Annotated in this window: 14 protein-coding genes and 6 pseudogenes; 9 read left to right on the top strand and 11 right to left on the bottom strand. The window is 53.3% G+C overall.

What is annotated here, in order from left to right; all coding sequences use genetic code 11:
• Positions 1–358, top strand: a pseudogene (locus tag ATB1_RS15720) (L-lactate dehydrogenase); the annotation flags it as partial.
• Positions 359–386: 28 nt separating this feature from the next.
• Here ATB1_RS15720 and ATB1_RS15715 read toward each other — a convergent pair.
• From ATB1_RS15715 to ATB1_RS15705, 3 genes and pseudogenes are all read right to left on the bottom strand, one after another.
• Positions 387–2,500, bottom strand: a pseudogene (locus ATB1_RS15715) (heterodisulfide reductase-related iron-sulfur binding cluster).
• A 119-nt stretch (positions 2,501–2,619) separates the two neighbouring features.
• Positions 2,620–3,578, bottom strand: a pseudogene (locus ATB1_RS15710) (electron transfer flavoprotein subunit alpha/FixB family protein).
• On the bottom strand, positions 3,575–4,372 hold the full coding sequence (locus tag ATB1_RS15705) for an electron transfer flavoprotein subunit beta/FixA family protein (protein WP_042665481.1): 798 nt from the start codon (positions 4,370–4,372) through the stop codon (positions 3,575–3,577). Before ATB1_RS15705 ends, ATB1_RS15710 begins: the two are co-directional and overlap by 4 nt.
• Before the next feature lie 811 nt (positions 4,373–5,183).
• On the opposite strand from ATB1_RS15705, the gene ATB1_RS15700 reads away from it, so the two are divergent.
• Genes ATB1_RS15700 through ATB1_RS15685 form a run of 4 tightly spaced genes read left to right on the top strand, consistent with a single transcriptional unit; the run spans position 5,184 to position 9,287 of the window.
• Complete coding sequence (locus ATB1_RS15700) at positions 5,184–6,365, top strand: extracellular solute-binding protein (protein ID WP_042665479.1); 1,182 nt, start codon at positions 5,184–5,186, stop codon at positions 6,363–6,365.
• Positions 6,366–6,401: 36 nt separating this feature from the next.
• The gene (locus ATB1_RS15695) at positions 6,402–7,487 is read left to right on the top strand and encodes an ABC transporter ATP-binding protein (RefSeq protein ID WP_042665477.1); all 1,086 of its coding nucleotides are present in this window, start codon (positions 6,402–6,404) and stop codon (positions 7,485–7,487) included.
• A 14-nt stretch (positions 7,488–7,501) separates the two neighbouring features.
• A complete protein-coding gene (locus ATB1_RS15690) occupies positions 7,502–8,431 on the top strand; it encodes an ABC transporter permease (protein WP_082256456.1) in 930 nt (309 codons plus the stop codon).
• Position 8,432: 1 nt separating this feature from the next.
• Complete coding sequence (locus tag ATB1_RS15685; protein ID WP_042665474.1) at positions 8,433–9,287, top strand: ABC transporter permease; 855 nt, start codon at positions 8,433–8,435, stop codon at positions 9,285–9,287.
• A 184-nt stretch (positions 9,288–9,471) separates the two neighbouring features.
• Here ATB1_RS15685 and ATB1_RS22510 read toward each other — a convergent pair.
• From ATB1_RS22510 to ATB1_RS15655, 6 genes and pseudogenes are all read right to left on the bottom strand, one after another.
• Positions 9,472–10,144: pseudogene (locus tag ATB1_RS22510) on the bottom strand (IS1595 family transposase); the annotation flags it as partial.
• A 264-nt stretch (positions 10,145–10,408) separates the two neighbouring features.
• Positions 10,409–12,436: a hydantoinase/oxoprolinase family protein gene (locus ATB1_RS15675; RefSeq protein ID WP_042665469.1), complete on the bottom strand. Its 2,028-nt coding sequence runs from the start codon at positions 12,434–12,436 to the stop codon at positions 10,409–10,411.
• On the bottom strand, positions 12,433–14,178 hold the full coding sequence (locus ATB1_RS15670) for a hydantoinase B/oxoprolinase family protein (protein WP_082256455.1): 1,746 nt from the start codon (positions 14,176–14,178) through the stop codon (positions 12,433–12,435). The genes ATB1_RS15675 and ATB1_RS15670 overlap by 4 nt, the downstream gene beginning before the upstream one ends.
• A gap of 125 nt (positions 14,179–14,303) precedes the next feature.
• Complete coding sequence (locus ATB1_RS15665) at positions 14,304–15,104, bottom strand: NAD(P)-dependent oxidoreductase (protein WP_241768297.1); 801 nt, start codon at positions 15,102–15,104, stop codon at positions 14,304–14,306.
• Between the two features lie 206 nt (positions 15,105–15,310).
• Positions 15,311–16,465 carry a pyridoxal phosphate-dependent aminotransferase gene (locus ATB1_RS15660; protein WP_042665468.1) on the bottom strand — a complete coding sequence of 385 codons (1,155 nt, stop codon included), beginning with the start codon at positions 16,463–16,465 and terminating at the stop codon, positions 15,311–15,313.
• A 549-nt stretch (positions 16,466–17,014) separates the two neighbouring features.
• On the bottom strand, positions 17,015–17,809 hold the full coding sequence (locus tag ATB1_RS15655) for an HpcH/HpaI aldolase/citrate lyase family protein (protein WP_042665466.1): 795 nt from the start codon (positions 17,807–17,809) through the stop codon (positions 17,015–17,017).
• Positions 17,810–18,027: 218 nt separating this feature from the next.
• Here ATB1_RS15655 and ATB1_RS15650 point away from each other — a divergent pair, with 218 nt between their 5' ends.
• Positions 18,028–19,527, top strand: coding sequence for a CoA-acylating methylmalonate-semialdehyde dehydrogenase (locus ATB1_RS15650; RefSeq protein ID WP_042665464.1), 1,500 nt, complete (start codon positions 18,028–18,030; stop codon positions 19,525–19,527).
• A 779-nt stretch (positions 19,528–20,306) separates the two neighbouring features.
• A pseudogene (locus ATB1_RS21080) lies at positions 20,307–20,561 on the top strand (phosphoenolpyruvate carboxylase); the annotation flags it as partial.
• A 218-nt stretch (positions 20,562–20,779) separates the two neighbouring features.
• Here the strand turns inward: ATB1_RS21080 and ATB1_RS15645 are convergent.
• Entirely contained in the window at positions 20,780–21,502 is a 723-nt protein-coding gene (locus ATB1_RS15645) for an IclR family transcriptional regulator (protein WP_052368047.1), read from the bottom strand.
• A gap of 270 nt (positions 21,503–21,772) precedes the next feature.
• On the opposite strand from ATB1_RS15645, the gene ATB1_RS24205 reads away from it, so the two are divergent.
• Positions 21,773–21,883, top strand: a complete 111-nt coding sequence (locus tag ATB1_RS24205) for an FAD-dependent oxidoreductase (RefSeq protein WP_343122549.1) — start codon at positions 21,773–21,775, stop codon at positions 21,881–21,883.
• Between the two features lie 28 nt (positions 21,884–21,911).
• The gene (locus ATB1_RS21075) at positions 21,912–22,919 is read left to right on the top strand and encodes an FAD-dependent oxidoreductase (RefSeq protein WP_343122548.1); all 1,008 of its coding nucleotides are present in this window, start codon (positions 21,912–21,914) and stop codon (positions 22,917–22,919) included.
• 895 nt (positions 22,920–23,814) lie between these two features.
• Here the strand turns inward: ATB1_RS21075 and ATB1_RS21755 are convergent.
• Positions 23,815–23,974, bottom strand: a pseudogene (locus tag ATB1_RS21755) (IS4 family transposase); the annotation flags it as partial.

The raw sequence follows: 23,974 nt of genomic DNA, 5'->3' as shown, positions 1-23,974 counted from the left end.
CGCCACCAGCCACGGCGTCGAGGACGTCGACGCGCTCAAAGCCCGCGTCGAAGCGGAGGTCCGCGAGGCCGCCTACGAGATCATCGAGCGCAAGGAGCGGACGAACTACGGCGTCGCCCGCTCGGTGGCCGCGACCACGGAACGCATCCTCGGCGACGACAACTCCATCCTCACCGTCTCGACGCTCGTCTCGGGCGAACACGGCATCGACGACGTCTACATGAGCCTCCCGTGTACCGTCAACCAAGGCGGCGTCCGCGACGTCCACGAGTTCGACCTCTCGGCGGACGAGACGACCGCGCTCCGGGAGTCGGCGGGCGTCATCCGCGAGTCCCTCGACCGCTTGGACGTAGAATAGAATCGAAGAAACCGGCCGCGTCACCGACTCAGTCGGCCGACGCGGGCGTCGTATCTGCGCCTGCTTCCGTCGTCGCGGCGGCCTTCGCGTCGAGCGCCTCCACGACGAGTTCGGAGATGTCCACGACGTCGATGTCGTCCTCGTAGTCGCCGGTCTTGCGGCCGTCTTCGTACATCGTCGCGCACATCGGGCAGGCGACGACGAACCGCTCCACGCCGCCGGTCGTGTCGTCGAGCGCCTCGCGCAGGCGCTCTTCGGACGGCTTCGACTCCTCTTCGTGGTCCATCCAGAGGCCGCCGCCGCCGCCGCCGCAGCAGAACGACTGGTCGCGGTTGCGCGGCATCTCGGCGAGTTCGACGCCGGTCGCACGGATGACTTCGCGGGGCGCTTCGTACTCGCCGTTGTAGCGTCCGAGGTGACACGGGTCGTGGTACGTCACGGTCTGGGCGGCGAGTTCGTCACCAGCGAGGCCGAGGCGGTCGTCGCCGACGAGGCGCTCGACCAGTTGGGTGTAGTGGTACACCGGGTAGTCGAACGAGTCGTCCATCTCCGGGTACTCGTTTTTGAACGTGTTGTACGAGTGGGGGTCGGTGCAGACGATTTTGTCGAACTCGCAGTCGGCCATGGCGGCGACGTTGTCCTCGACGAGCATCTCGTAGAGACCCTCCTCGCCGACGCGGCGCACGTCGTTGCCGTCGTGCTGTTCGTCCTCGTAGAGGATGCCGTAGGAGACGCCCGCTTCCTCGAGGATACGGGCCAGCGAGCGGGCGACGGCGCGGTTGCGCTCGTCGTAGGAGGGGTAGTCGCCGACGTACCAGAGGAACTCGACCGATTCGTCGCGGGCGTCGGGCACCTCGAAGTCGAGGTCGTCGGTCCAGTCGGGCCGCTTGCGCTGTGGGTCGCCGAAGCGTTGCCGTTCTGGAAGATATTCATCATCGCCTCCTGTACGGGTTCCTGCTGTTGGCCCGTCTCGGTGAGCCGACGGTTCATCTCGGTGAAGTGGCTTAGATGTTCGATATCGACCGGACAAGCATCCATACAGGACATACAGGCCATACAGGACTCCATCGACTCGGCGTCGACGACGGAGGTGCCACCGTCCGCGACAATATCAACCGATTCAGTCTGACCAGCGTCGATATCCTCACGGTAGGTCTTCAGGTCGAGGATGACGTCTCGCGGGTCAAGGTTACGACCCGAGGCCTTTGCCGGGCAGGCGTCGGTACAACGTCCGCATTTCGTACAGGCGTCCATGTCGAGGACTTGTTTCCACGAGAAGTCCTCGACTGATGTGTAACCGATTTCGTCGGGACTGGCGTCCGCTGGCACACCTGGTAGCCGCTTCCCCGCCTTCTCGTCAGCGGTGACAAGGTTGGCGTACGAGGAGATCATGTGGAAGGGCTTTGCGTAGGGGATGTACGCGACGAACCCAAGCGCGATGATCGCGTGGGACCACCACATCCACCAGTAAAGTGACTCGGCGAGGCCAGCACTAACACCACTCTCATGGAGAACGAGAGCGACGAAGTAGCCGACAAAGCTGACGGTTTCGAACCCGGGGAACTCGGTGCCGACGATGCGCAATCCTTCAGTGAGGTAGCCGCCGACGCCGAGCACCAAGAGTGTCCAGATGAAGATATCGTCCTCAAAGCCGGTGTGTTTCCCCCAGAGGCGGTCACTACGGACTACGTAGCGTCGATAGAGTGCCATTCCGAGACCGACGACGAACAGCAATCCTAATGCGTCCATCACGAACGAGTACACGAGGTAGAAATCCCCGACGAAGAAGGACTCCTGAGCGAGCAATTTCGTCCAGATGTCCATATCAATGGCAAGGATGGTCGTTCCGATGAGAAGCGTCAGAAAGCCCCAGAAAATGAATGAGTGCATTACACCAGCGTAGTGATCCCGATCGAACTGCTTTCTGTTCGAAAAGACAGCCGCGGTGGCGCGAACAATCCGGCTTGGCAGGTCGTTCAGACGGTCGAACGCATCTTCAGTCCCGCGAGCGTATCGAGCGAAGCGGTCATACACTCCGTAAAGGAAGACGAGAATTGCGACCGTCGCGAGATAATAGAACGCGGCCTCGCCAACTGGACTGATAGTCCAAAAGGTGTCTCGTGTGACTGCCGATAACGGCATCGTAGTGGTCATGGGTGACAGATACATGTTTGATTTTGGTGTGTTATAGTGACTGGTATTTGCTCTACGTGACTAAAGAGGTGAACTATCCTGCTGGATTCACCTTCCCGGTTTGACTGTTAGGACTCCAGTTGCTCAGTAAGTTGCGGGACGATCTCGAAGAGGTCACCGACGATTCCATAGTCGGCGATGTCGAAGATAGGGGCGTTGGGGTCGTTGTTGATGGCGACGATAGTCTCCGAGCCTTCATGCCTGCGACGTGCTGGACTGCACCTGAAATACCGATGGCAAGATAGACATCGGGGGTGACAACCTTCCCAGATTGGCCGACCTGCCGGTTCTTCGGCAGCCAACCGTTGTCGACAATTGGGCGAGACGACGAGACAGTCGCGTCCATCGCGTCTGCGAGGTCGAAGATGAGCTCCAAGTTCTCCTCGTCTTCTATACCACGACCAACAGAGACGAGGAAGTCGGATTCGGAGATGTCTACATCGCCGCCGGCGACTTCTTCAAAGCCAGTAACGGTCGAGCGAATGGCCGACTCGTCTATATCGGCCTCAAACGACGTTATCTCGGCGTCACCGGGTTTATCGGTGGTGGACCACTCGGCGTCGCGGATGGAAACCGCGACGTGAGGTGCCTCAGTCTCGACCGTGGTTTCGACCTTCGAGCCATACATCTCGCGGGTAGCGGTGAGCGTATCGTCCTCGTAATCGAGTCCAACCGCGTCAGGAATGAGGTCGATCCCCAATGAATTCGCGACAGCGGGTGCGTAGTCGAGGCCGTTGACGGTATTCGGGAGGAGCAGGATTGCCGGTTCGAGGTCAGCGTAGAGTTGCTCGGTAATCTGCGTGTACACATCATGATTGAACTCCTCACCGTACTCGATAGTGATGATGGTGTCGACGCCCTCACGGTTTAGTTGTTCAGCGAACGTTCCAGTGGGACCACCGATTACCGCAAGGTGAAGGTCACCACCAGTCTTCTCAGCGAGGTCTCGACCTGCAGTAATGAGTTCAAAGGATACATCACGGAGGTCGCCGCGACGGTGTTCGGCAACGGCGAGCACGTCGCTCATTGGGCGTTCACCCCCTTTTCATTGAGTAGGGTCGCAAGTTGGCCAGCGGTTTCTGTTGCATCTCCTTCGAAGATAGTTGCGTCACTTTCAGTTTCTGGTTTGTACATGTCGGTCCGTGTGAGACTAGTTTCGAGGACGTTCTCATCGAGACCATAGTCGGCGAGCGTTTTGGAAGCGATCTCTTTGCTTTGGGCCTGCCGGATTCCCCGTAAGCTCGCGTATCGCGGTTCGTTAATCCCTGTTTGAATGGTGAGCACAGCCGGGAGCTCGACGCTAGTGAGTTCCTCAACGCCACCTTCTAACTCGCGGCGGATAGATACTGGACTACCCGAACTACTAAACGAAAGGTCGTTAACGACGGCTGCCCAGCTCGTTCCAAGCCGGTCAGCGAGCGCAACCCCAGTAGCACCGTTGGCGTCGTCACTAGCCTGAACACCGGTGAGGACAAGGTCGGGATTCTCGTCCTCGACGACGGCTGCGAGGATTTCACTCACAGTGTTGTGGTTGATGAACGAACAGTCGTCGAGCGCGGGGTCCCAAACACGAATTGCGCGGTCAGCGCCCTTCGCAAGGGCCATACGAATCGTCTCTTCGCTACGTTCGGGACCGAGAGTGGCTACTACGACTTCGACATCATCGTCGCTTTCTTCTTTGAGTTGAACGCCCTCTTCGATCGCATAGTTGTCCCACTCATTGAGATCATATTCGAGATAGCGGTCGTCAATTCTGAGTCCGTTGATTTCGAACTCGTCTTCGACCTCTGCCACCTCCTTGACAGTGACAAGCACCTTCATAACAACCTACCGGATGACGGGGACTGACATAGATTTACCGGAATCAGTTAAGATACTGATGATTAAAAGACCACTACGCAGACAGCGATACACTATAATGAATTAGTATTTATCAAACTCAATGTGGCTTGTGAACAGGTATCTTAAAGGAAGATAGCACATCACAAACACAAATATTACAAAAATATGGTTGTAACTCTTTTGAGTATCGGTGGGTAGTTATCCGAAGTGGGTTCAGTATCGTAAGGGATGGTCGCTGCCCTGAAAACGCGTCTACGGTATGGAAATAGGGCTAGAGCTTAGTAGAACCCACAAGGTGAGTTCTCCACGATACTAAATTGATAATTACAAATCTGTTCCTGTCGCGGCATTATTATTGACTGCTAGCAATTCCTGACTCATCATCTCACCTTCGCACAATAGCTGATTTCACTAGGGGCTTGTCTTCACTCAGGATTGGGGAATCTGCACGATAACTGACCTCAATGAAATTCCAACCAATTACCCCCGTCAGCTGTATCCAAATTAGCTTTGATAGTTCCAAACTGAGAACTAAAATGATCCTCATTCCACGGTATCTAGTGTTCGGCGTGCACGTCGAGCTCTGGAGTACAGGTTCGATCGAGACAATCGTTTTTCTGTATTGTTCTCACCTCACGGATGCATTGTCGAATCTATGTCATCTAAGTATAGCGAGCTCGTGTCCTCTCACCCCATGGTAGCAGAGGATCAGAGATATTCCCATATGAAATGTCATGAAAAGAATGAAAACTTATTTAGTACCTCCCGATGACATCACATATGCTTGGCAATGACAGACAATAGTCTACACTCCAAGAAACAGAAGCGTCGAACCTTCCTGAAGACGGGAAGCGCAACAGCTATCGGCCTCACCGGACTTGCAGGCTGTCTAACTGGCGGCACCGACACATCCTCGGAAACGGAAGAGACCACAGCAGCCGGTACCGACGAAACGGGAACCAATACGACTGAAAGTGGTGATCTCGACTTTGGAGGCAAAGAGATCGATGTGATGCTAAACGTCGGTTCACTAGCCACCGTCCACAAGAAGTACCTCATCCCTCATGTCGAAGAGAAATACAACCTAAAGATCAACACCGAGACGGGAGCGACAACGTCACAGCTCACAAAACTCCAAGCCAATGAGGACAGTCCACCGGACGTGTTTAATCTCGACGTCATCGGCGTGGATAAAGCATCCCGAAACGAGTGGCTCGAACCGCTGAGTGACCATACTGACATTGTCACGAACCTCTCAGACATCGACGAGAAGTTCGTCCATTACGGTAGCGATGGCGTCTCCTGGGAAGTGGGTGCATTCGTGCCCGTGATAAACTCCAACCAATGGGACAGTACACCATCCTCACACTCGAGCGTTGCAACCGATTCTAGTGCGACGGCACTTACTCCATTCTCGTGGTCCAACGGTCCGAACCTACTCCTAATGGCTTCAGCCGTTGCGACCGGGGAGCCGTTCGACTCACAGTTGGATGTCGAACCTGGTTTCCAGTGGCTAGAAGAGAATCTTAAGCCCAAAGTCTCCACGATCATTCAGGGTGTTTCTTCGGCAAACCAACAGCTCGCCAGCGGGAACGTCGACACCGTCAATCTGTACACTGACTTCTTGGTGTACGAGATGTGGAAGAGTGGTGCTCCTATCGAGCCACTGTTCCGCCTCGAACCGACAACTTGCGCGTTCGCTGAGACGATTTCAGTGTCACGGAACTCAGAGAACAAGGAGGCTGCACTCGTGTACGCCAACGAGGCACTTTCACCGTGGTTCCAAGAGAAAGTGTCAGCTGAGATGGGGGCGGGGGTCACCAACACGAAGGCATCCCTCGCACCGGAAGCGGAAGAGTTCGGCGCAATCACCCCCGACGAGTTTGACCAGCTATCGTACCCAGACTTCGAATACGTGTGGAATAATCGATCCGATTGGGCGAAGCGTTGGAACCAGATCTTCTCTGGCTAACAAAAATTACTTTACCCTTGGCGTTTAGGGTAAGGTATGGCAGAACGTGACAAGAGAGACGTTGCCATTCGCTACGATAACGTCACGAAGCAATTTGGTGACGTTACGGCGGTAGATGACGTCTCGTTTGAGGTAGAAGACGGAGAATTACTCGCACTCCTTGGGCCATCGGGATCGGGGAAAACAACGACGTTGCGCATGCTCGCTGGGTTCGAGCAGCCAACGCGTGGGAATATTATCCTTGCAAACAGGGACGTGACCTACGTTCCGCCGCACAAGCGTGACACGGGGATGGTGTTCCAGAATTACGCCCTGTTCCCGCACATGACCGTCGAAGAGAACATCGAGTTCGGTCTCAAGCAAAAAGGGTTCGACAAGAGCAAAATAGACCGACGAATCTCGGAGGTGTTGGAAATGGTCGACCTCAGCGGGTTCAGAGATCGTGAACCGGCGAACCTCTCCGGCGGCCAGCAACAGCGTGTTGCGACAGCACGTTCACTAGCGATTAAGCCTGAAGTGTTACTTATGGACGAGCCACTCGGTGCGCTCGACAAAAAACTTCGGGACCAACTGGAAGTCGAGTTAACTGAACTCCAGTCCGAACTCGACATTCCTACGCTCTACGTGACACACAATCAAGAAGAGGCACTCACCATGGCGGATCGGATCGCAGTCATGAACGAAGGGCAAATTGAACAGATCGCACCCCCGATGGAAATCTACGAGGAGCCAGCGACAGAGTTCGTCGCCGAGTTCATCGGCGATACGAATTTCCTCGAAGGTGATCTCGAAACGCAAAATGGTGAGGTTCGCTTCTTCACCGAGAATACGGAAATCACCGTGAACGCGGATTCAACTGCCACCTCCGGTGGCGCTGTGTTTGTTCGCCCGGAAAAGATCGACGTCCGTTCCGCTGACTTCTACGACGACTCACTAAACACGTTTGAGGGAACAATCATTCGTCGATTGTTCTTGGGTTCGACGGTTCGGTACTTCGTCGAGGCAAATGGGCAGACGCTCATCGTTGACGACTCGAACCAGCACTCTTCGGTCCTTTACGATACTGACGACGACGTGGTGCTTGCGTGGAGCAAAGAGGACACGCGGATAGCGCGTGCGTAAAACTGGTGAGAAAAATGGCTACGAAACAAGAAGAAGAAACACCGTTCGCTCGGATGAATGAGCAACTGTCGAGTGTCGTACGGAGATACAAGAAAACACGGTTGGGGAAGTACTCGCTTCTCGCCCCGACTGTGTTCATCGTTCTGGCGTTGATGGTATTTCCGACGTTCATTCTCATCAGCTTCAGCCTCAATCCGTTCGACCAAGGTGTCATACAGAACGGTCTCACGCTGGCTAACTACCTCGAAGTCTTCGAAACACCACTCTACCAAAGCATCATCTTCCGGACGATCAAACTCGCTACTATCGTCACGGTGATCGACTTTGCACTCGGATTTCCACTCGCGTACGCTGCGGTTCGGAAAGGCGGATGGGTCGGAAAAGTCATCATCATCTCTACGCTCGCGCCGCTCACTATCGACTTGGTGGTCCGCTCGTTCGGATGGTACATCTTGCTCAACAAATCGGGAGTCGTCATCACGATGCTAGAAGCGATCGGTCTAGTCTCCGGTGACACTGCGCCAAAGCTCCTCTTCAACGAGGTCGGCATCATCATTGGACTCTCGCACGTAATGCTTCCGTTCATGGTGTTCCCGATTATCAATGTGATGCACACGATTCCCCGTGAGTACGAGGAAGCCGCACTCAACTTGGGTGCGAACCGGCTCACAATCTTCGCGAAGATACTATTTCCGCTCGCACTTCCGGGTATTAGTGCAGGGGTCCTCATCACCTTCGTCGTCTCGTTGGCCTCCTACGTGACACCCGCGATGCTCGGCGGTGGAGTGAAGGTACTTCCAATCGTCATCACGAACACGTTTACGAGCACGAGCAACTGGCCGTTCGCAAGCGCACTATCGATCGTTCTCGTCGCCATCGCGCTACTCATCATTGTCGGCTACCAGCGGACACTAAAGCGGATGGACAGCGTGGGGGGTTCCTAACATGTCGAAAGAGACTAACAATAGAGGACGGTTCGACTGGATACTCTCCCGTATCGCGAGCCTCGGCTTCGAGGCACTCATCTGGGCCACTATCATCTTTCTGCTTGCCCCGCTAGTCATCGTCGTGATTATTTCCTTCGGCGAATCAGCGTACGCAACGTGGCCACCCCAACAGTTTACCATTCAGCACTATGCTAACCTGATAAGTGACCTGAGTTATCTTGATATCGATACCGCATTGTTCTCGAGTGTCAAGCTCGCGGTCGTAACTGGCATCTGTTCGACGGTTCTAGGTTCTCTCGCAGCGTTTGCGATTGTCCGCTACGACTTCAAGTACCAGACGACTCTCGAAACGTTCCTCATCTCGCCGCTCATCTACCCATGGATTGTTATCGGTATCTCATTACTGTTGTTCATCAACCAAGTCGAAGCAGTACTCGGGGTATCTATCACACTCTCGTTCTGGACGCTGCTTATGGGACACATTCTGTTTACGATCCCATACCCAATCCGTACGGTCGGAGCCAGTCTCCAGAACTACGACCACTCACTTGAGGAGGCAGCGCAGAACCTCGGTGCCACCGAACTTGAGTCGTATATCCGCATTACGCTTCCACTCATCCAACCTGGTGTGATGAGTGGATTCGTCTTCGCGTTTATCCTCTCGTTCAACCAGTACATCGTCTCGCTGTTCCTCTCTAGCGCAGACATTAAGACACTCCCGTTGGTTCTGTTCAGCCTGTTCTACAACACTGCCCCGGCAACACTCGCGGCGATTGCGACGCTGCTGATGTTCGGTGTGCTCACGGTTATTATGATTACTGAGTATTTCTTCAGTATCAGCGAGTTCATGTAGGATTTGTCGAACTCATATTTTTAAACGACCCAGAACATCCCCGCGAATAATTACTCTAGTTCCGTCCAGTATCCTTTCTTCGAGTTGTAACCGAACCTGTATCCCGCCCGCACCGAACTTTCGCTCTTCAATTCACACAGTTGCCTGTCCACATCTCGTTCTTGTGGAGTACATTGTTGGTGAGTCAGAGAATTTCTCGGACAATCTCTGTTAGTGTTTCTTGACCCGGCTTGAGGGGAATTCGTCTCCGAAGTTGGAGCGGCCCGAGATATTCTGTCCGTTGGTCTTTTGAGACGCCTCAGCGTGGCTCTCGAATGCGTTCACGTGTGCGTCTCCATCAACGGACTCACCGTCGTCGTGGATTACTGGTTCTCAGTGAAAGTGCTCATCATCGTCAAGTGGGTCGTAGCCCTGAAACCCGTCAGTATCGACAGTCACCGACTCCTTCTCGAGGTTGTCGAGGTGGTGTCGAACGGTCGCTTCATCGGCAGATTTCTCCGGTACAACATATCGCTGAGCGCTGCCGTGATCTACGAACGCGAATGCTGGTGGTTTGTCCCCCTCGTACGTTCATGACTGACGCGTCGAGTGTCCTGGTGAAGCTCGACGCACCGGTGAATCGACCGATACGAAACGTCGAGTTCAGCGTCTAACTGGCGAATACTCGGTTGAACCGGGAACGAGTAGAACGCGAACAAGAGCTTGTCGAGCCTGATCTTCGCGTGCGCAAAGACCGTGCCAGCCTTGTCGTTGAACGTGTGGTCGCAACCCGTACAGAAATACCGTTGGTGCGCTTGATAGCTTCCGTGTTTGTACACTAACTCAGACTGGCAGTGTGGGTACTGGAGGCCCTCGCGGCACTCGCCTCCTCAGATTCAAATCGAAACACTGCGTTCGGGCGACGCGTCCGCGTCAGCCTTGCCCGCTACGCTTTCACAGCGACAGCTCTACTTGGCTAACAACCTGCTTCCGAAGAGCACACCCATCGATTTCTTGCCATCCGAGCATCGTCGATTACCACTCGTGTAAAGGCATGTCGAGACTCGAATTTAAATAGAGATTGTGCAGAGTGTCTCGACAGCGACTAAGAAGAAAAAGACTCAGAGAAACGAATGGACTGGTTACAGCTCTATCAAGAGGTTACCACGTTCGGAGACGGTTGCACTCGTCTCTGGTGGAAGAATCGAGGTACAACCAGACTCCTCGATGATCGCAGGGCCTTCGACTGTGTCACCAATTGGGAGGGTCGCACGGTCGACGATGGGGGTCTTGACGAACCCGGGACCGTCGAAGTACACCTCGCGGGATGACTTGACAGTCTCGCCGTCCGTTATCGTCACATCATCAGTAATTCGCTTAGTCGAGACAGTTCCCGCTAACCGAAGTGTGACGAGGTCAATCGGTTCGTCGGGCATCGCGTACCCGTAGAGCTCGCGGTGCAGTTCGTGGAACTGCTCGATTCCCTGTTCAAGGTTCTCCGGGCTGTAAGACTCGCCCGGAAGCGGAACGGTGAGTTCGTACGCTTGGCCGGAATATCGCAGGTCGAGTTGGTGACCCAAGTCAACCTCGTTCTCTTCGAATCCTTGGCCAGCGAACCGAGACAGGAGTTCCGATTCGAGCGAGTCGAACTCTTCGCGAACCGTTTCGTGATCGATCTCACTACCGGTATATGCTTGGGACTCGTCCATCCGGACATCAGCCAAGAGCAGACCTCGCGCGGACAGCACACCGGGCGTTCGAGGGAGCAGAAGTGAGTCCATATCCATGTTCTGCGCCACAGAAGGTGCCTGCAGCGGGCCAGCACCGCCGAACGGAACGAGGGTGTAGTCAGCGGGGTCGCGTCCCCGCTCGATGGTTACCCGACGGATTTCGCGGGCCATCTTGGCGTTCGCCACCTGAAGAACGTTCATTGCAGCCTCTTCGGGGGACAGACCGAGCGGTTCGGCTATCTTTTCTTGGAAGAGAGTGCGGGCGCGATCCATTGCAGGCTGCATATCTCCGTCGAGGAACACGTCCGGGTCGATGCGACCGAGTATGAGGTTGGCATCAGTTACTGTCGGTTCGGTACCGCCACGCCCATAACAGATCGGGCCGGGATCGGCACCGGCGGATTTCGGCCCGACTCGGAGTCCACCACCGTTGTCGATCCACGCGATACTCCCGCCGCCTGCGCCGACCGTATTAATATCAACAAGCGGTGTGTTGATCGGGAGATTATTAATTTCTCCTTCTGTCGACCGGACGATAGAGCCGTCTTCGACGATGCTCACGTCGGAACTGGTTCCGCCCATGTCGAGGCCAATGGCGTTAGAGAACCCCTCCGACGTGCTTACGTCTCGGCAGGCAACTGCACCTGCAGCCGGACCAGACAGCACTGTGCGGAGCGCAAAATCGGTTGCCTGTTCCGTTCCAAAAATACCACCACCAGAGTGCATTACGTTCAGCGGAACGTCGATACCTCGCTCTTCGATGCCGGCATCTAACCGTCCAAGGTAGTCTTGGATGGTGACTTTCACCGCTTCGTTCAACACAGTCGTGACGGTGCGGTCGTACTCACGGGTTTCAGGGTACACCGCCGAAGAGAGCGCATAATCGAGGTCCGTCTCGGCTTCGATGATTTCGCCGATACGCTGTTCGTGTTCATCGTTTAGATATGAGAACAGCATCGAGACAACGATAGAATCGACGCCTGCGTCCTCGAGCTTCACGACAGCTTCTCGAACGGCACCCTCGTTGAGTTTGTCCACGACGTTACCGTTCGAGTCGAGACGCCCCGGAACACCGAAGCGATGTTTGCGAGGCACAAGCTGTGGCGGCTTATCCGCCTGCAGGTTGTACAGCTCCGGCCGCGTCTGGTCTCCGATTTCGAGCACGTCGCGAAGACCGCTATTCGTGATCAGACCGAGGTCAGGGATCTCGCTTTCGAGGACAGCGTTCGTCCCAACAGTCGTCCCGTGGCTGAGATAAGAGGTTCGTGTTGCTTCTGACCCCGTCTCCTCCAAGATCTTGTCGATACCGTTGAGGACACCTTGGTCGAATTCGGACGGCGTTGATGGCGTCTTTGTCGTGTGTATCTCACCAGTTTCGTCGTCGTAGAGGACGACGTCTGTGAACGTGCCACCCGTGTCAACACCGATTCGAATGGTCATTCTTTGTCACCTCCTTCTGCCGGAACTCCTTCCCCCAATTCTGCTCGTTGGTCTTCGGTCGCGTCGTAGTCGACGCCGTTCTGCGTGATGATAACTCCATATTCGGTTCGAGCTTTTTCTTCCGAGACTTTGTCATTTTGAACGTCTTTGAGTACCGCGTCCGGATCGCGTTCTAGTGGGTCGCCGTAGCCGCCACCACCAGGAGTCTGAACACTCACGATATCATTGGGTTCGAGTTTTGTCGTTGATTTTGACGGTAGGGATTCAGCGTCGTCAGCATCCGGGTTTCGGTAGAACCGCGCTGGACGAGCCGAATGGCCGTCGAACACGCCCCATGGTGACGACTTCGTCCGCTCCGTAAGGAGTGAGAACGATGCCTCGTGGTCATAGAACTCGAGATCGCGTCGAACGCCGAGTCCACCCCGTTGGCGACCAGCACCTTCCGAGTCCTGGATGAGTTCGTACTTCCGGACGTAGACCGGGAGTTCCTTTTCGAGTTCTTCGATTGGGCTATTGGCCGTGTTCTGGAAGTGAGTCTGCACCGCGTCCATCCCATCTTTTTCGTACCGACCGCCGTAACCCCCGGCGACCGTCTCGTAGTACACGTAGTCTTCGTCATCTCGTGGGTCACGACCACCAAATGCCGTGTTACAGACGATACCTTTCGTGGCACCGATCGTTTCCTTCGGAACTGGCTCACCCATAGCCTTAGTCATCAAGTCCGCTGCACGCATTGCGATCTCCCAGCCGGCTGCTACAGGACGGTTGTGAGTCGGATTAACCATGGTTCCTTCGGGAGTTATAACCTCGAATGGACGGTAGAATCCGTCATTTTTCGGTAGATCCTCGCCGATGAATGCCATGGCGACGGACATGACGCCTGCGAACGCCATCGCAGGAGTGCAGTTGAGTGGCCCTTGATTCTGTTTGGCCGTCCCGGTGAAGTCCACAGTCATCTCGTCGTCCTCGATTGTTATCGTCAACGAAAGCTCAACAGATTCGTCGACGATCCCGTCGCCGTCCATCTTATCAGATGCTGAGAACGTTCCATTCGGCAATTCCTCGATAGCTGCGCGGACGCGGCGCTCCGTGTAGTCAAGCAATTCGTCTAGGTACTCGTTCGTCTGTTCCCGTCCGTAGGTGTCATGAAGATCGCGGAAGCGTTTTTCACCGATACGATTCGCCCCGAGTTGCGCCTGATAATCACCGCGACGCATCTTCGGTTCGCGGACGTTCCGGAGGATGAACGAGAGTACGTTCTCGTCGTATTCCCAGTCGTTCACCGCGTGGACACCTGGAATGACTATCCCTTCACCGTAGAGTTCGGTGTTGTCGTTCGGGATACCACCGGGTGTTCCACCACCGATGTCGACATGGTGCGCCGAGTTCGCGGCATAACCGATAATTTCGTCGTCATGAAAGAGTGGCGAAATCAACATCACGTCCGGCAGATGAACTGCACCCTTGTACGGATCGTTGATCAAGATACCATCTCCCGGTGAAAGCTCGTCTTCCCAATCGGGAATGTTCTTCGGCACAACCGAAACAAGCGAACCGATGTGCTGCGGTGCGATATCGTGCTGAGAGATGTGGCGGAGCTGCGAATCAAACAACGCGCAGGTGTGGTCACGACGAATTTTGATGTTAGTCGAGTAAGCTGTTCGTTGCAGCGTCACTCCCATCTCTTCAACGATACTTTTGAGCGAATGGCGAAATATCTCTAACTCTCCCGAGTCTGGCATACATCGTAGTTATTGCTCTATAATAAAAAAGTACGTGTTCAGGAAATTGATGGTGCTATTCTGGTGGTGCGTCCCACTCGGCACCGTTATCTTTCGGTTCGTACCCGAGGACTTCGCGGTTGTGTTCAAGATCGACCCAACGTTGCCTCATTATCGCTGACGCCCCAGAAGATATCAAACTCTACCGACTCATCCTGTAGGCAAAGGTCGATCATCTGTCCGAGGTCACGGTGCGAGAACCAGGTGCATTTCATCCGGTCAACCATCAGGTCATATTCGTCACTATCGCGTTCCCACCAATCCTCGTCAACTCCAGTTTCGGCCAGCCCATACGGATGGTCGTACTGTTCGCCCAGGACAGTCAGAATACGAAGGGAGTAAAAACGAGTCGGGTAGTCACGGAGATTCGTCTCGTACACGGGGTGGAGTGCCCCGAGAGGGTTCGCTTGGCTTTCGACGAATTGCCGCCCGAGCGCTTCCCCGAGCACCTTCGAAACGCCGTAGAATGAGTCAGGACGAACCTGGTCTTCATGTGTGATCGAAAGGTCGTGGTTGAGACTGTAGAGCTCAGGCGAGAGCTCAATCTCGTACATTCCAATAGTATGAATAGAGGACGCGTAGATGAAGTTTTCAACCTCGGCCTCAGCCGCGGCCTGCATCACATTATACGTCCCTCTGATATTCAATTCTTCAACCGAATCCCACGGCACACTAAGCTCCGCGGCGGCCGCGAGGTGGATAACGGCGTCTTGGCCTTCAAAATGTGGCCGAATCTCGTCAAGGTTGGTAATGTCGGCGACGACTGTTTCTCGTTCAGGATGATCTTCGACGTCAAGGCACGTGAATTCGTACTCCTCGCGATCCCCCAGTTCAGAGAGAATGGCGCTCCCGACAGTACCGTTAGCACCGGTGATGAGAATTTGCATCACTTGACCATGTGGTGTTCTGATATAATAATGTTTGGTAACCTGTGGGAGTCGCTAAATTCCTATGCCACAGGGGAAGCAGACACAGCTACAGTTTGAAAACGAGGGGCGCTATGAGCATTCATCAGTCGTGTGGGTCGTGACACCGGCAACTGTGTTGGATTTCGTGGCCCGACATTCTCGACGCGTTAGATGACCTGTCCGTATTATTGGTTCTCAACCCACGCCTCGATTCGGTCGAACGCCGTATTTATCCTGTCGAGGGAGTTCGAATACGCGATTCGAACGCGGCTCGAGTTCGATCCGAAAACGTCGCCCGGGACGAGCGCAACACCGGTGTCATGTAAGAGCGACCAGACGAACTCGCGTCCGTCTGTGCTTGGTTCCGGGACGGTCGGGTACACGTAAATTGCGCCCTCAGGAGTTGGTGCAGTCATCCCTGGAACGTCTTCGATCCGTTCGCAGACCAACGCTCGTCGGTCGGCAAACGCTTCAACTAACGGCTCGAAGAGATCACCTTCTAATGCTCTTAGTGCGGCGTACTGAGAAATCGAAGGTGCACACGTCGTCGTGTACTGTCTCATGCGGAGAATTTCGTCAGCCAGTTCCTTCGGTGCGCCGAGATAGCCGACCCGCCAGCCGGTCATAGAGTAGGCTTTCGAGACACCGTTGATCGTAATCGTCCGCTCGTACATGCCGTCAAGCGAGGCTAAGCTCCGGTGTTTGGCTCCTCCGTAGATGATCTTCTCGTAGATTTCATCCGAGACAGCGATTAGATCATTCTCGACCACGAGATCTCGCACCGCTCGTAAGTGATCGTCGTCGATGACGCTCCCCGTTGGATTGTGCGGGCTATTCAGGATGAGCAGGGATGTGTCGTCATTGATTAGCGAATCAAGTGCCTCAATGTTCGGTTGAAATCCGCTTTCGGGATCTAATGGGTACCGTACGGGTGTTCCCCCGGCAGCACGGACGGTTGGTGCGTATGTCCAACAAGGATCGGGGATCAGCACCTCCGTACCGGGGTCAACCATCGACATTATCGAGACGAAGACCGCCTCGCTCGCGCCAGCGGTGACGATAATCTCGTCTTCAGGATCATACGAGATTCCGCTGTCCGTCTCAAACTTTGCCGAGATTCGGTCTCGAAGAGGTTGAATTCCGTAATTCGACGTGTAATGGACGTGACCCTCATCGATCGCGCTTTTTGCAGCTTGTTTTATCGGCGAGGGTGTGTCAAAGTCGGGTCGGCCGATTTCGAGATGGACGATATCCTCACCGTTCCGTTCCAATCGGTTGCACTCCGAGAAAATTTCTCGGATTCCAGAGTATGGAATCTCTGTCATTCGCTGGGCTGGCATAGGGTACTTATGAATGTGTACACTAGATGTATAAATAACCACCGGTGATCTGAATTCCTCGCGTAGACTCTTATCGAAGTTAGGATGGTAGCCGAGAACGCCATGTGATTTACAGCAAAGGCTTTGATATATATTAACCATGGTATGTGGTGACACAGGTTAGAATTACATCTGTATGTTTGTAATTTCTAGGGGCAAAAATACGAAAAATCACAGACCACGCCTCTATTTGGCATAGTCAAATCCGTTGAGCATGAATGATGGGAATCCACCCCTCGTTGATCGAAAAGACTAGACATCGTCCTACAGAATTCTTGGAGCCAATTCGGTCAGTATCTAGTTAGCTGGTCGTCCAAGCTTGTCAGATTATGGCTGATACCATGTTCGACACAAAGCTCGGTGGGTAGGCTTCTAGCGCGCAGAACAGCACAATATTCAGAAGGACAGCTGGAAAATATAATGAACCGCGTTCGTAAGGTGGTATCTGAACAGTTCCCAGTTCAACCCGAATTTGCAGCCTAGTACGACTCAAGTCTCCATTGAAGGAGGTTACTTTGGCGTTGAATAGGACTGCTCTGTTTCCGCGATCGAGCGTTCATACTCGGAAACCATCTCCTTGGTTCCGCTGGCGAGGAGCGCCGTATCCTTCCCAACGGCCAAATAGTCGAAGCCTTGAGAAACGCGCTTTTCAATGTCCTCTTGGTTGATTATGAGCGTCCCAATTGGCTTGTCCACCTCTTCGCTGACCTCTACAACACGTTCGATGTGTTCGTTGAGGACCTCGGATTCCCACTGTGCGAAGATACCGAGAGAACCGGAGAGATCCGCAGGTCCGAGAAAAAGTGCGTCGATTCCATCAACAGATGCGATCTCTTTGGCGTTTTCGACCCCGCGCTTAGATTCGATCTGCGCGATCGTCACGATTTGCTCCTCGGCGTTCTCTACGTATTCCACGAAGTCGCTTCCATACTCCGAGGCTCGGCCAGATGCAATTCCTCGAATGCCTTCGGGCGGATACCGGACTGCTTCGACGAGCGAGCGAGCTTCATCGGCGGTTTCGATCATTGGGACAATTATTCCATCAACGCCGATGTCGAGAACGCGCTTGATGTGGACGTTATCGTTCCCAGGAACCCGAACGATGGATGCGGTATCGTCACCGGTCGCACCAATTCCTCTGACCATGTTCTCTACTGTCTCTAACCCCATCGTCGAGTGTTCTGTATCAATGACGACGAAATTGAGACCCAGCGATGCACCTATCTCGGCGACGGTCGGATTACCGATTGTAACCCACGTTCCTACTGAATAGTCGCTCTTATCTAGATTTATCAGTTGTTCCATGGTTGAATGTACTCCGTGGTGTAGCTCGACTTGCTTTATAGCCGGCTGACTAGTACAGACGAACGGACAAGTATAAAATCATAGGTTCCCGGGAATCCATTCCATTTTAGTGACCAACAATTCGTTCAGACGGTACACGCCCCGGCAGCAGGATGGTTTACGTGGTGTCGTCTGGGGTAGCGTAACACCTATATGGATCCCTACTGAGTTTTAGTTGCATGACGAGTAAGCAAGAGCAGTCGCCAGCGGCGGCTGATATCCCAAGTTCTGTCCGGAACTACATCGACGGCGAGTGGGTTGCAGCCGAGGGCGATGACGTACAGCCAGTCGTTAATCCAGCAACGGGCGAAACGCTGGTCGACATCACGTATTCAAACACAGAAACGGTCGACGAGACCGTCGAAAAGGCCGCAGCCGCTTTCGACGAGTGGCGGGCGACCTCCCCTGTCGAGCGTGTTCAGTATCTGTTCGACCTGAAGCAGGAACTCGAAGACCGTCAAGAAGATATCGCGCAGGCGCTCACCCGCGAGCACGGCAAGACGCTGGCCGAAGCGCGTGGCGAGATCCGTCGCGGTATCGAGAACGTCGAAGTCGCCGCCGGCATCCCGAACATGCTCCGCGAGGGAAGCGGGAATGTCGAAGGTATCGCCACCAATATGGACGAACATGCGGTCCGCCAACCCCTCGGCGTCTTCACCGCTATCACTCCGTTTAATTTCCCGGCGATGATTCCGCTTTGGTTCCTGCCATACGCCGTCGCCACGGGCAACCCGTTCATCCTCAAGCCAAGCGAAAAGGTGCCACTCAGCTCGCAGCTCATCTTCGAGGCCATCGATGCGGTCAACTTCCCCGACGGTGTCGTCAACCTCGTCAACGGTGGTGCTGACACGGTCAACGCACTGCTCGAGCACGACGATATTGCTGGCGTGTCCTTCGTCGGCAGTACGCCCGTCGCACAGTACATCTACGAGACTGCCGCCAAACACGGCAAGCGTGTCCAAGCGCAGGGCGGCGCGAAGAACTACGCAGTCGCCACCAACTCCGCCGAACTCGACCAAGCTGTTCCGAACATCATCGGCTCGGCCTACGGGAACGCCGGCCAGCGTTGTCTCGCCAACGACGTCCTCGTCGGTGTCGGTGACGTCTACGACGACCTCCGTGCCGAGGTACTTGACGCCATCGACGACCTGACAGTCGGAAACGGCCTTGACGAAGAGACAGACGTCGGGCCGCTCATCACGGACGAATCCGCCGACCGTGTCCTCGAGATGATCGACGATGCCATCGATGAGGGTGCGGAACTTGTCGTCGACGGTCGCGACTTCGAGCATCCCGATTACCCCGAAGGCTACTTCCTTGGACCAACGCTCCTCGAAGGCGTCACCACGGATATGGACATCGCCCAGACCGAGATTTTCGGTCCGGTAATGTGTCTGGCGAAAGCCGACGATCTCGACGAGGCTATCGAGATGGTCAACAGCACCGAGTACGGGAACGCGTCGTCGCTGTACACGGAACGCGGTAATGAAGCACGAAAATACCGCTACGAGGTGGATGCGGGGAACATCGGGATCAACGTCGGCGTCTGCGCGCCGCTTGGCTTTTTCCACTTCGGCGGTCGCAAGGGCTCGTTCTTCGGCGATCTCCACGCTCAAGGCGAGGACGCGGTGAACTTCTACACCGACAAGACCATCGAGATCCAGCGCTGGTACAGCTAAGACTCGGCTACATCACCTGACTGCCGCAGTTTTGCGTTCATCCCCGTTTTGCGTAATGACTGACCGACATAGGCACGAACGAACATGACAACATACAATTTTGTTATGAAGTCAAGATGGTTAATCCCCCTGAGCGAGCTAGCAGCGCTATTCTCATTGAAGAAAGGGGGCACGGGTGTGGCCCTTCGCATGGTGGGACGAGTCCGCCACGTGGTGAGTGACTGACCAAGACTTCCACGTGTGGGGAAGCGCATTGGAGCAAGGGTGCTCTAGTTTTGTAGCTTGCTCCATCTATGTGTTGGATTGCAACACTAATTAACATTATTGTCAATGCAAAATTGGCCAGTAGATGACAGCTGGTTCCCTCATGGCTCGAAAACGTAGATAGCAACCGATACAGAGAGATGATAGCTGTACAGTAATATTCGATCGAAAACTCACGTTGAAATAGCACACAGTCTGTCGGTGGTTATTTGACCGTTCATCGACCTCTGTGTTGTATGCGAGTCTATCGCAGGGATATCCAACAGGATGTTCGTGAGTTTGGACCCTTACTCGGGGACGTAATCACTACCCAGGGATCGACAATGTGTGCGAGCCAGTCGAAACGCTGAGACAGAATTCCATCGATAATAGAAAAAAGACACTAGGAAGTGGAGCGCCATCACGTGACTCTTTGATGGCGTCGGAGAGGAAGATGCCTTAGTCGTCGCACGCGCGTTCACGAACTATTTTGAGCTGATAAACCTCTGTGAGGTGCGCGAGCGAATCCGGAACTCCAAGAGAGCTGCTTTGGAGAAATCAGCCACGAGTATGAGGCTGCGGTAGACATCGTTCAGGACACCACCGAGGAAGAGTCGTTACTCGGTGTTGGATGGCTCCAAGAGAGTCTCGACCGACGGAATCCCTATGTCGACCCGCTAAATCTATTACAGATTCAGCTCCTCGACGAGGGTGATCGCTCCGAACCCGAAGAACGGGCCCTTCGCGTATCAGTGAAAGGAATCGCTGCAGGGATGAAAAATACAGGATAACAGTAAACACACACCCAGTATCGAACTCAAAACCGGGGTTGACGCTGGATCTTTCGGTTTCGGCGTCGGCCTATTTGAGAAGACCGCAGCGTCTAAAATAATGACATCTCAAGTTCTGGTCTGTGGTGACAAAGAGAATATTCGCTCTGCCGCCGTCACTCAAAAGAAATAGTTCTTAGTGTCAATATTGATCTGAATGACGTTTGAACGCTGCCGGACTAGGTCGGGGAAAACCTCGTGGAACTTCTTATCTTTACACCGCTCAAGTGGTGCGGAGATGCTAATCGCGCTCGAACATGGTTCTCGGGGTCAACAATCGAAGCACCAACCGACCGAAGCCCCGTCGTCAGCTCTTGGTCGTTAACAGCGTACCCTCGCTCTCGAATGCTGTCAAGTTCGTTCAGCAGCGCGTCCCGGTCAGTAATCGTATTTTCTGTCGCACCTTCAAGACCATATTCGTCGATGATTTGGTCTACTTTGTCGGCGGGATACTCTGCCAAGATTGCCTTTCCCGCCGCACTCCTGTGGAGATACTGTCTAAATTCGCGCTGACGAGTGTGGTGCGCTGTCGCAACGGCAACATCACCGTAGCTTTCGTAGAGTTTTATTTGTCTACCCTTCTTTGCGGTGATCAAGTGGACGTACTCCCCGGTTTCGTCGGCAAGAGAATCGATCTCGTCTCTCCCAGCGAGATAGAGCTCCTCTCTATTTCGTGCGAACTCTCCCATCGGGAGGAATTTGAGGCTTACTTTGTAGACGTATCCATCCTTCTCGACGTATCCCTGCTGTTTTAACGTGTTGAGGTAGGTGTGAATTGTCGGCTCAGAGCGATCAAGTGCCTTCGCAAGTTCTTTAATTCGAGCTCCGTCCCGCTTTTTGAGCTCATCAAGGAGTCTACACCCCAACTCGATCGATTTTATTCTACGAGGTTCACTTCCCATAGCACTCACTCATGTTCTACCATCAAATACCTTTGGTTATATCAAATTTGATGGGTCTCTCTGATGCTGATTACTCCCAATCAGAATCACAGTACGAACAGTAACATAGGAAATGCTCACCATCTCATCATGTGGGACGAGAACAACCTGCTGCAACAGTAGTCACATTTTCTATCATCACGGGAATCGAACTTCTATGTGTAAATTTCACAACGATGGATTCATATATTTTAAGAAAAATATATATGTCTGTGTAGATACTTACAAACCATGCATGTCGTAGTAGTTGGTGGTGGAATTATAGGATTCTCCAGCGCATATTACCTTAAGAAGCAAGGAATTGATGTTACTGTCTTGGAAAAGGTAGCATCGGAGTGGTAATACACCACGTTCAGACGGTGGTGTACGGATGCAGTTTTCCGAAGAGTCAAATGTAAAATTATCTAAAATAAGTATAGACGTTTGGGATAGTTTTGAAGAGAAATTTGGGGTCGATATCCAGTATCGGAAAGCTGGTTACCTACTTCTAGCACGTGAAGAAGAAACCGCTTCGCAATTCAAGAAAGATGTGGCTATGCAAAATAGGCTTGGGGTTCCAAGTGAACTCTTAACCCCTGAAGAAGCTGAAAAGCACTGTCCAGAATTAAACTCAGATCTATATCGGTTGGCTACTTTCTGCCCGGTTGATGGATTTACAGATCCCTACCTCGCTTTGCAGGGATATGCAAAAGCAGCCCAAGATATTGGTGTCGACGTGAGAACTAATTCTGAGGTGACAAATGTTCTCCGAGAGGGAGATACTATTCGTGGTGTAGAGACTAGACAAAATGACCTAAAAGCAGACTTCGTGGTAAATGCGACAGGGGCATGGGCCCGCCGCTTTGCAGAGCTCGCAGGCATCTCAATCCCGGTAGCACCCCGTCGACGTCAACCCTCTTTAGTAGTTCCAGAAAAACCGGTGTCTGAATTACACTCACTCGTGAGCGATCTTGACACTGGTATGTATTTCCGACCTGAGCGCGATGGCCACGCAATTGTTGGGGGACATTTTGGAGATCATGACAAGGATGTCCATCCAGACACTTATTCAAAGGGAGTTGATTATAACTTGGCTGCGACTGCCATAGAACAGGCTAGTGAATGTGCAAACCACTTCGGCCCAGAATCTGAACTAAAAAAGGGATGGGCTGGCCTCTATGCTGTTACTCCTGATCATAATCCAATCCTTGAAGAGACGATCCCAGGCTTCATCAACGCTGTTGGGTTCTCCGGGCATGGTTTTCAGCATGCCCCAGCTACTGGGAAAATAGTGGCTGACCTCGTAGAGAAGGGAAGCACAGACTTGGTTGACATTTCTCCATTCCAAAGTGACCGATTCGAAGATATCTCATTAGACACAGAGCAGAATATGATCTGATTAGTATAAATCGCGTCTGAAGAACCGTTCAGGTACAGTCTATCGGAATTGTGTACCTCCACCAACGATATACTATCTCAACTATTGGATTTCTTCACACTCGTGTATTGATTGTGTGGATTGAATAGGTCTGACATGAAGGTATACTAGATCCAGTAGATAATTCTCTGTCTCAGGGCTATCCCCTATTTGCAGCTGAGACTACAGCTGTACCAATTGTGCTTGTAGCAATGATCGGAATGACAATAAAGCGATTATTGATCTCGCCGTCGTCGAACTCTGCGGAAACTTGGTCCTAAGCGACAACTGCCCTCATTACTTATTGGATAGTGACTGGGACACCATCTTGAGTTTGAGATATGTTAATTACATCCAATATCTGTTGGCATGGATTACGGAACTAGTCTTGTAATTTTCGTGCTTCAAAGAGACGTGGTTCGACAGGAGAGAGAAAAATGGCAAATCATCATTAATGCGATTTGATATTCACAAATCACATTAGCTGACGTATCTACGATGGGGTGTCACGATTGAGAATCTGCAGATTGGATAGCTACGCCTACGTTCTGGGCTCAAAGACTGTTTTAGCCGGGGCTTTCTGTCGCCGTTCAAATGCTCTCCGACCCAAATTTAGGATCACAGCGCGCTGATCATATCTTACCCTATCCGATTATCGAGTTCATTGAATCCTCCTCCCCGACGAATGGCTAGAGATACGTCAACCGGATTCAGCAAATGCTTCTGCAGTTACGCGTCTACTCCCCAAAACCTGCTAAGTAGCATTGATTCAGAAATTGAGCTAAACCGTCAAGATAGCCACACGAAGACCTACAGGACCGACTGGGTAAGCCCTCCATCAACACGAAGATTTTGTCCGGTGATCATCCGTGTTCGGTTAACATCGAAACTCCGGTTTGAAGGCTTCAGCCACTCGTTCGCTGAGTAAGAGGCGTGATTTCTCTGGTTGGCGTGCGTTACGAAACATCAGTTCAGACAAGTTCGGCGGCGGATGTCCGAACGACCAGGCTAGGTCTTCGAGGATGAGCTGGGCGAAA

Source organism: Haloferax sp. ATB1, assembly GCF_000730175.1.
This window is presented reverse-complemented; position numbering and strand designations above follow the sequence as displayed.

Coding starts and splice junctions, on each gene's coding strand:
- ATB1_RS15650 (WP_042665464.1), top strand. CDS start 18,028: ATGACGAGTAAGCAAGAGCAGTCGCCAGCGGCGGCTGATATCCCAAGT.
- ATB1_RS15645 (WP_052368047.1), bottom strand. CDS start 21,502: ATGGGAAGTGAACCTCGTAGAATAAAATCGATCGAGTTGGGGTGTAGA.
- ATB1_RS15690 (WP_082256456.1), top strand. CDS start 7,502: ATGGCTACGAAACAAGAAGAAGAAACACCGTTCGCTCGGATGAATGAG.
- ATB1_RS21075 (WP_343122548.1), top strand. CDS start 21,912: ATGCAGTTTTCCGAAGAGTCAAATGTAAAATTATCTAAAATAAGTATA.
- ATB1_RS15705 (WP_042665481.1), bottom strand. CDS start 4,372: ATGAAGGTGCTTGTCACTGTCAAGGAGGTGGCAGAGGTCGAAGACGAG.
- ATB1_RS15675 (WP_042665469.1), bottom strand. CDS start 12,436: ATGACCATTCGAATCGGTGTTGACACGGGTGGCACGTTCACAGACGTC.
- ATB1_RS15655 (WP_042665466.1), bottom strand. CDS start 17,809: ATGGAACAACTGATAAATCTAGATAAGAGCGACTATTCAGTAGGAACG.
- ATB1_RS15665 (WP_241768297.1), bottom strand. CDS start 15,104: ATGCAAATTCTCATCACCGGTGCTAACGGTACTGTCGGGAGCGCCATT.
- ATB1_RS15685 (WP_042665474.1), top strand. CDS start 8,433: ATGTCGAAAGAGACTAACAATAGAGGACGGTTCGACTGGATACTCTCC.
- ATB1_RS15695 (WP_042665477.1), top strand. CDS start 6,402: ATGGCAGAACGTGACAAGAGAGACGTTGCCATTCGCTACGATAACGTC.
- ATB1_RS24205 (WP_343122549.1), top strand. CDS start 21,773: ATGCATGTCGTAGTAGTTGGTGGTGGAATTATAGGATTCTCCAGCGCA.
- ATB1_RS15700 (WP_042665479.1), top strand. CDS start 5,184: ATGACAGACAATAGTCTACACTCCAAGAAACAGAAGCGTCGAACCTTC.
- ATB1_RS15670 (WP_082256455.1), bottom strand. CDS start 14,178: ATGCCAGACTCGGGAGAGTTAGAGATATTTCGCCATTCGCTCAAAAGT.
- ATB1_RS15660 (WP_042665468.1), bottom strand. CDS start 16,465: ATGCCAGCCCAGCGAATGACAGAGATTCCATACTCTGGAATCCGAGAA.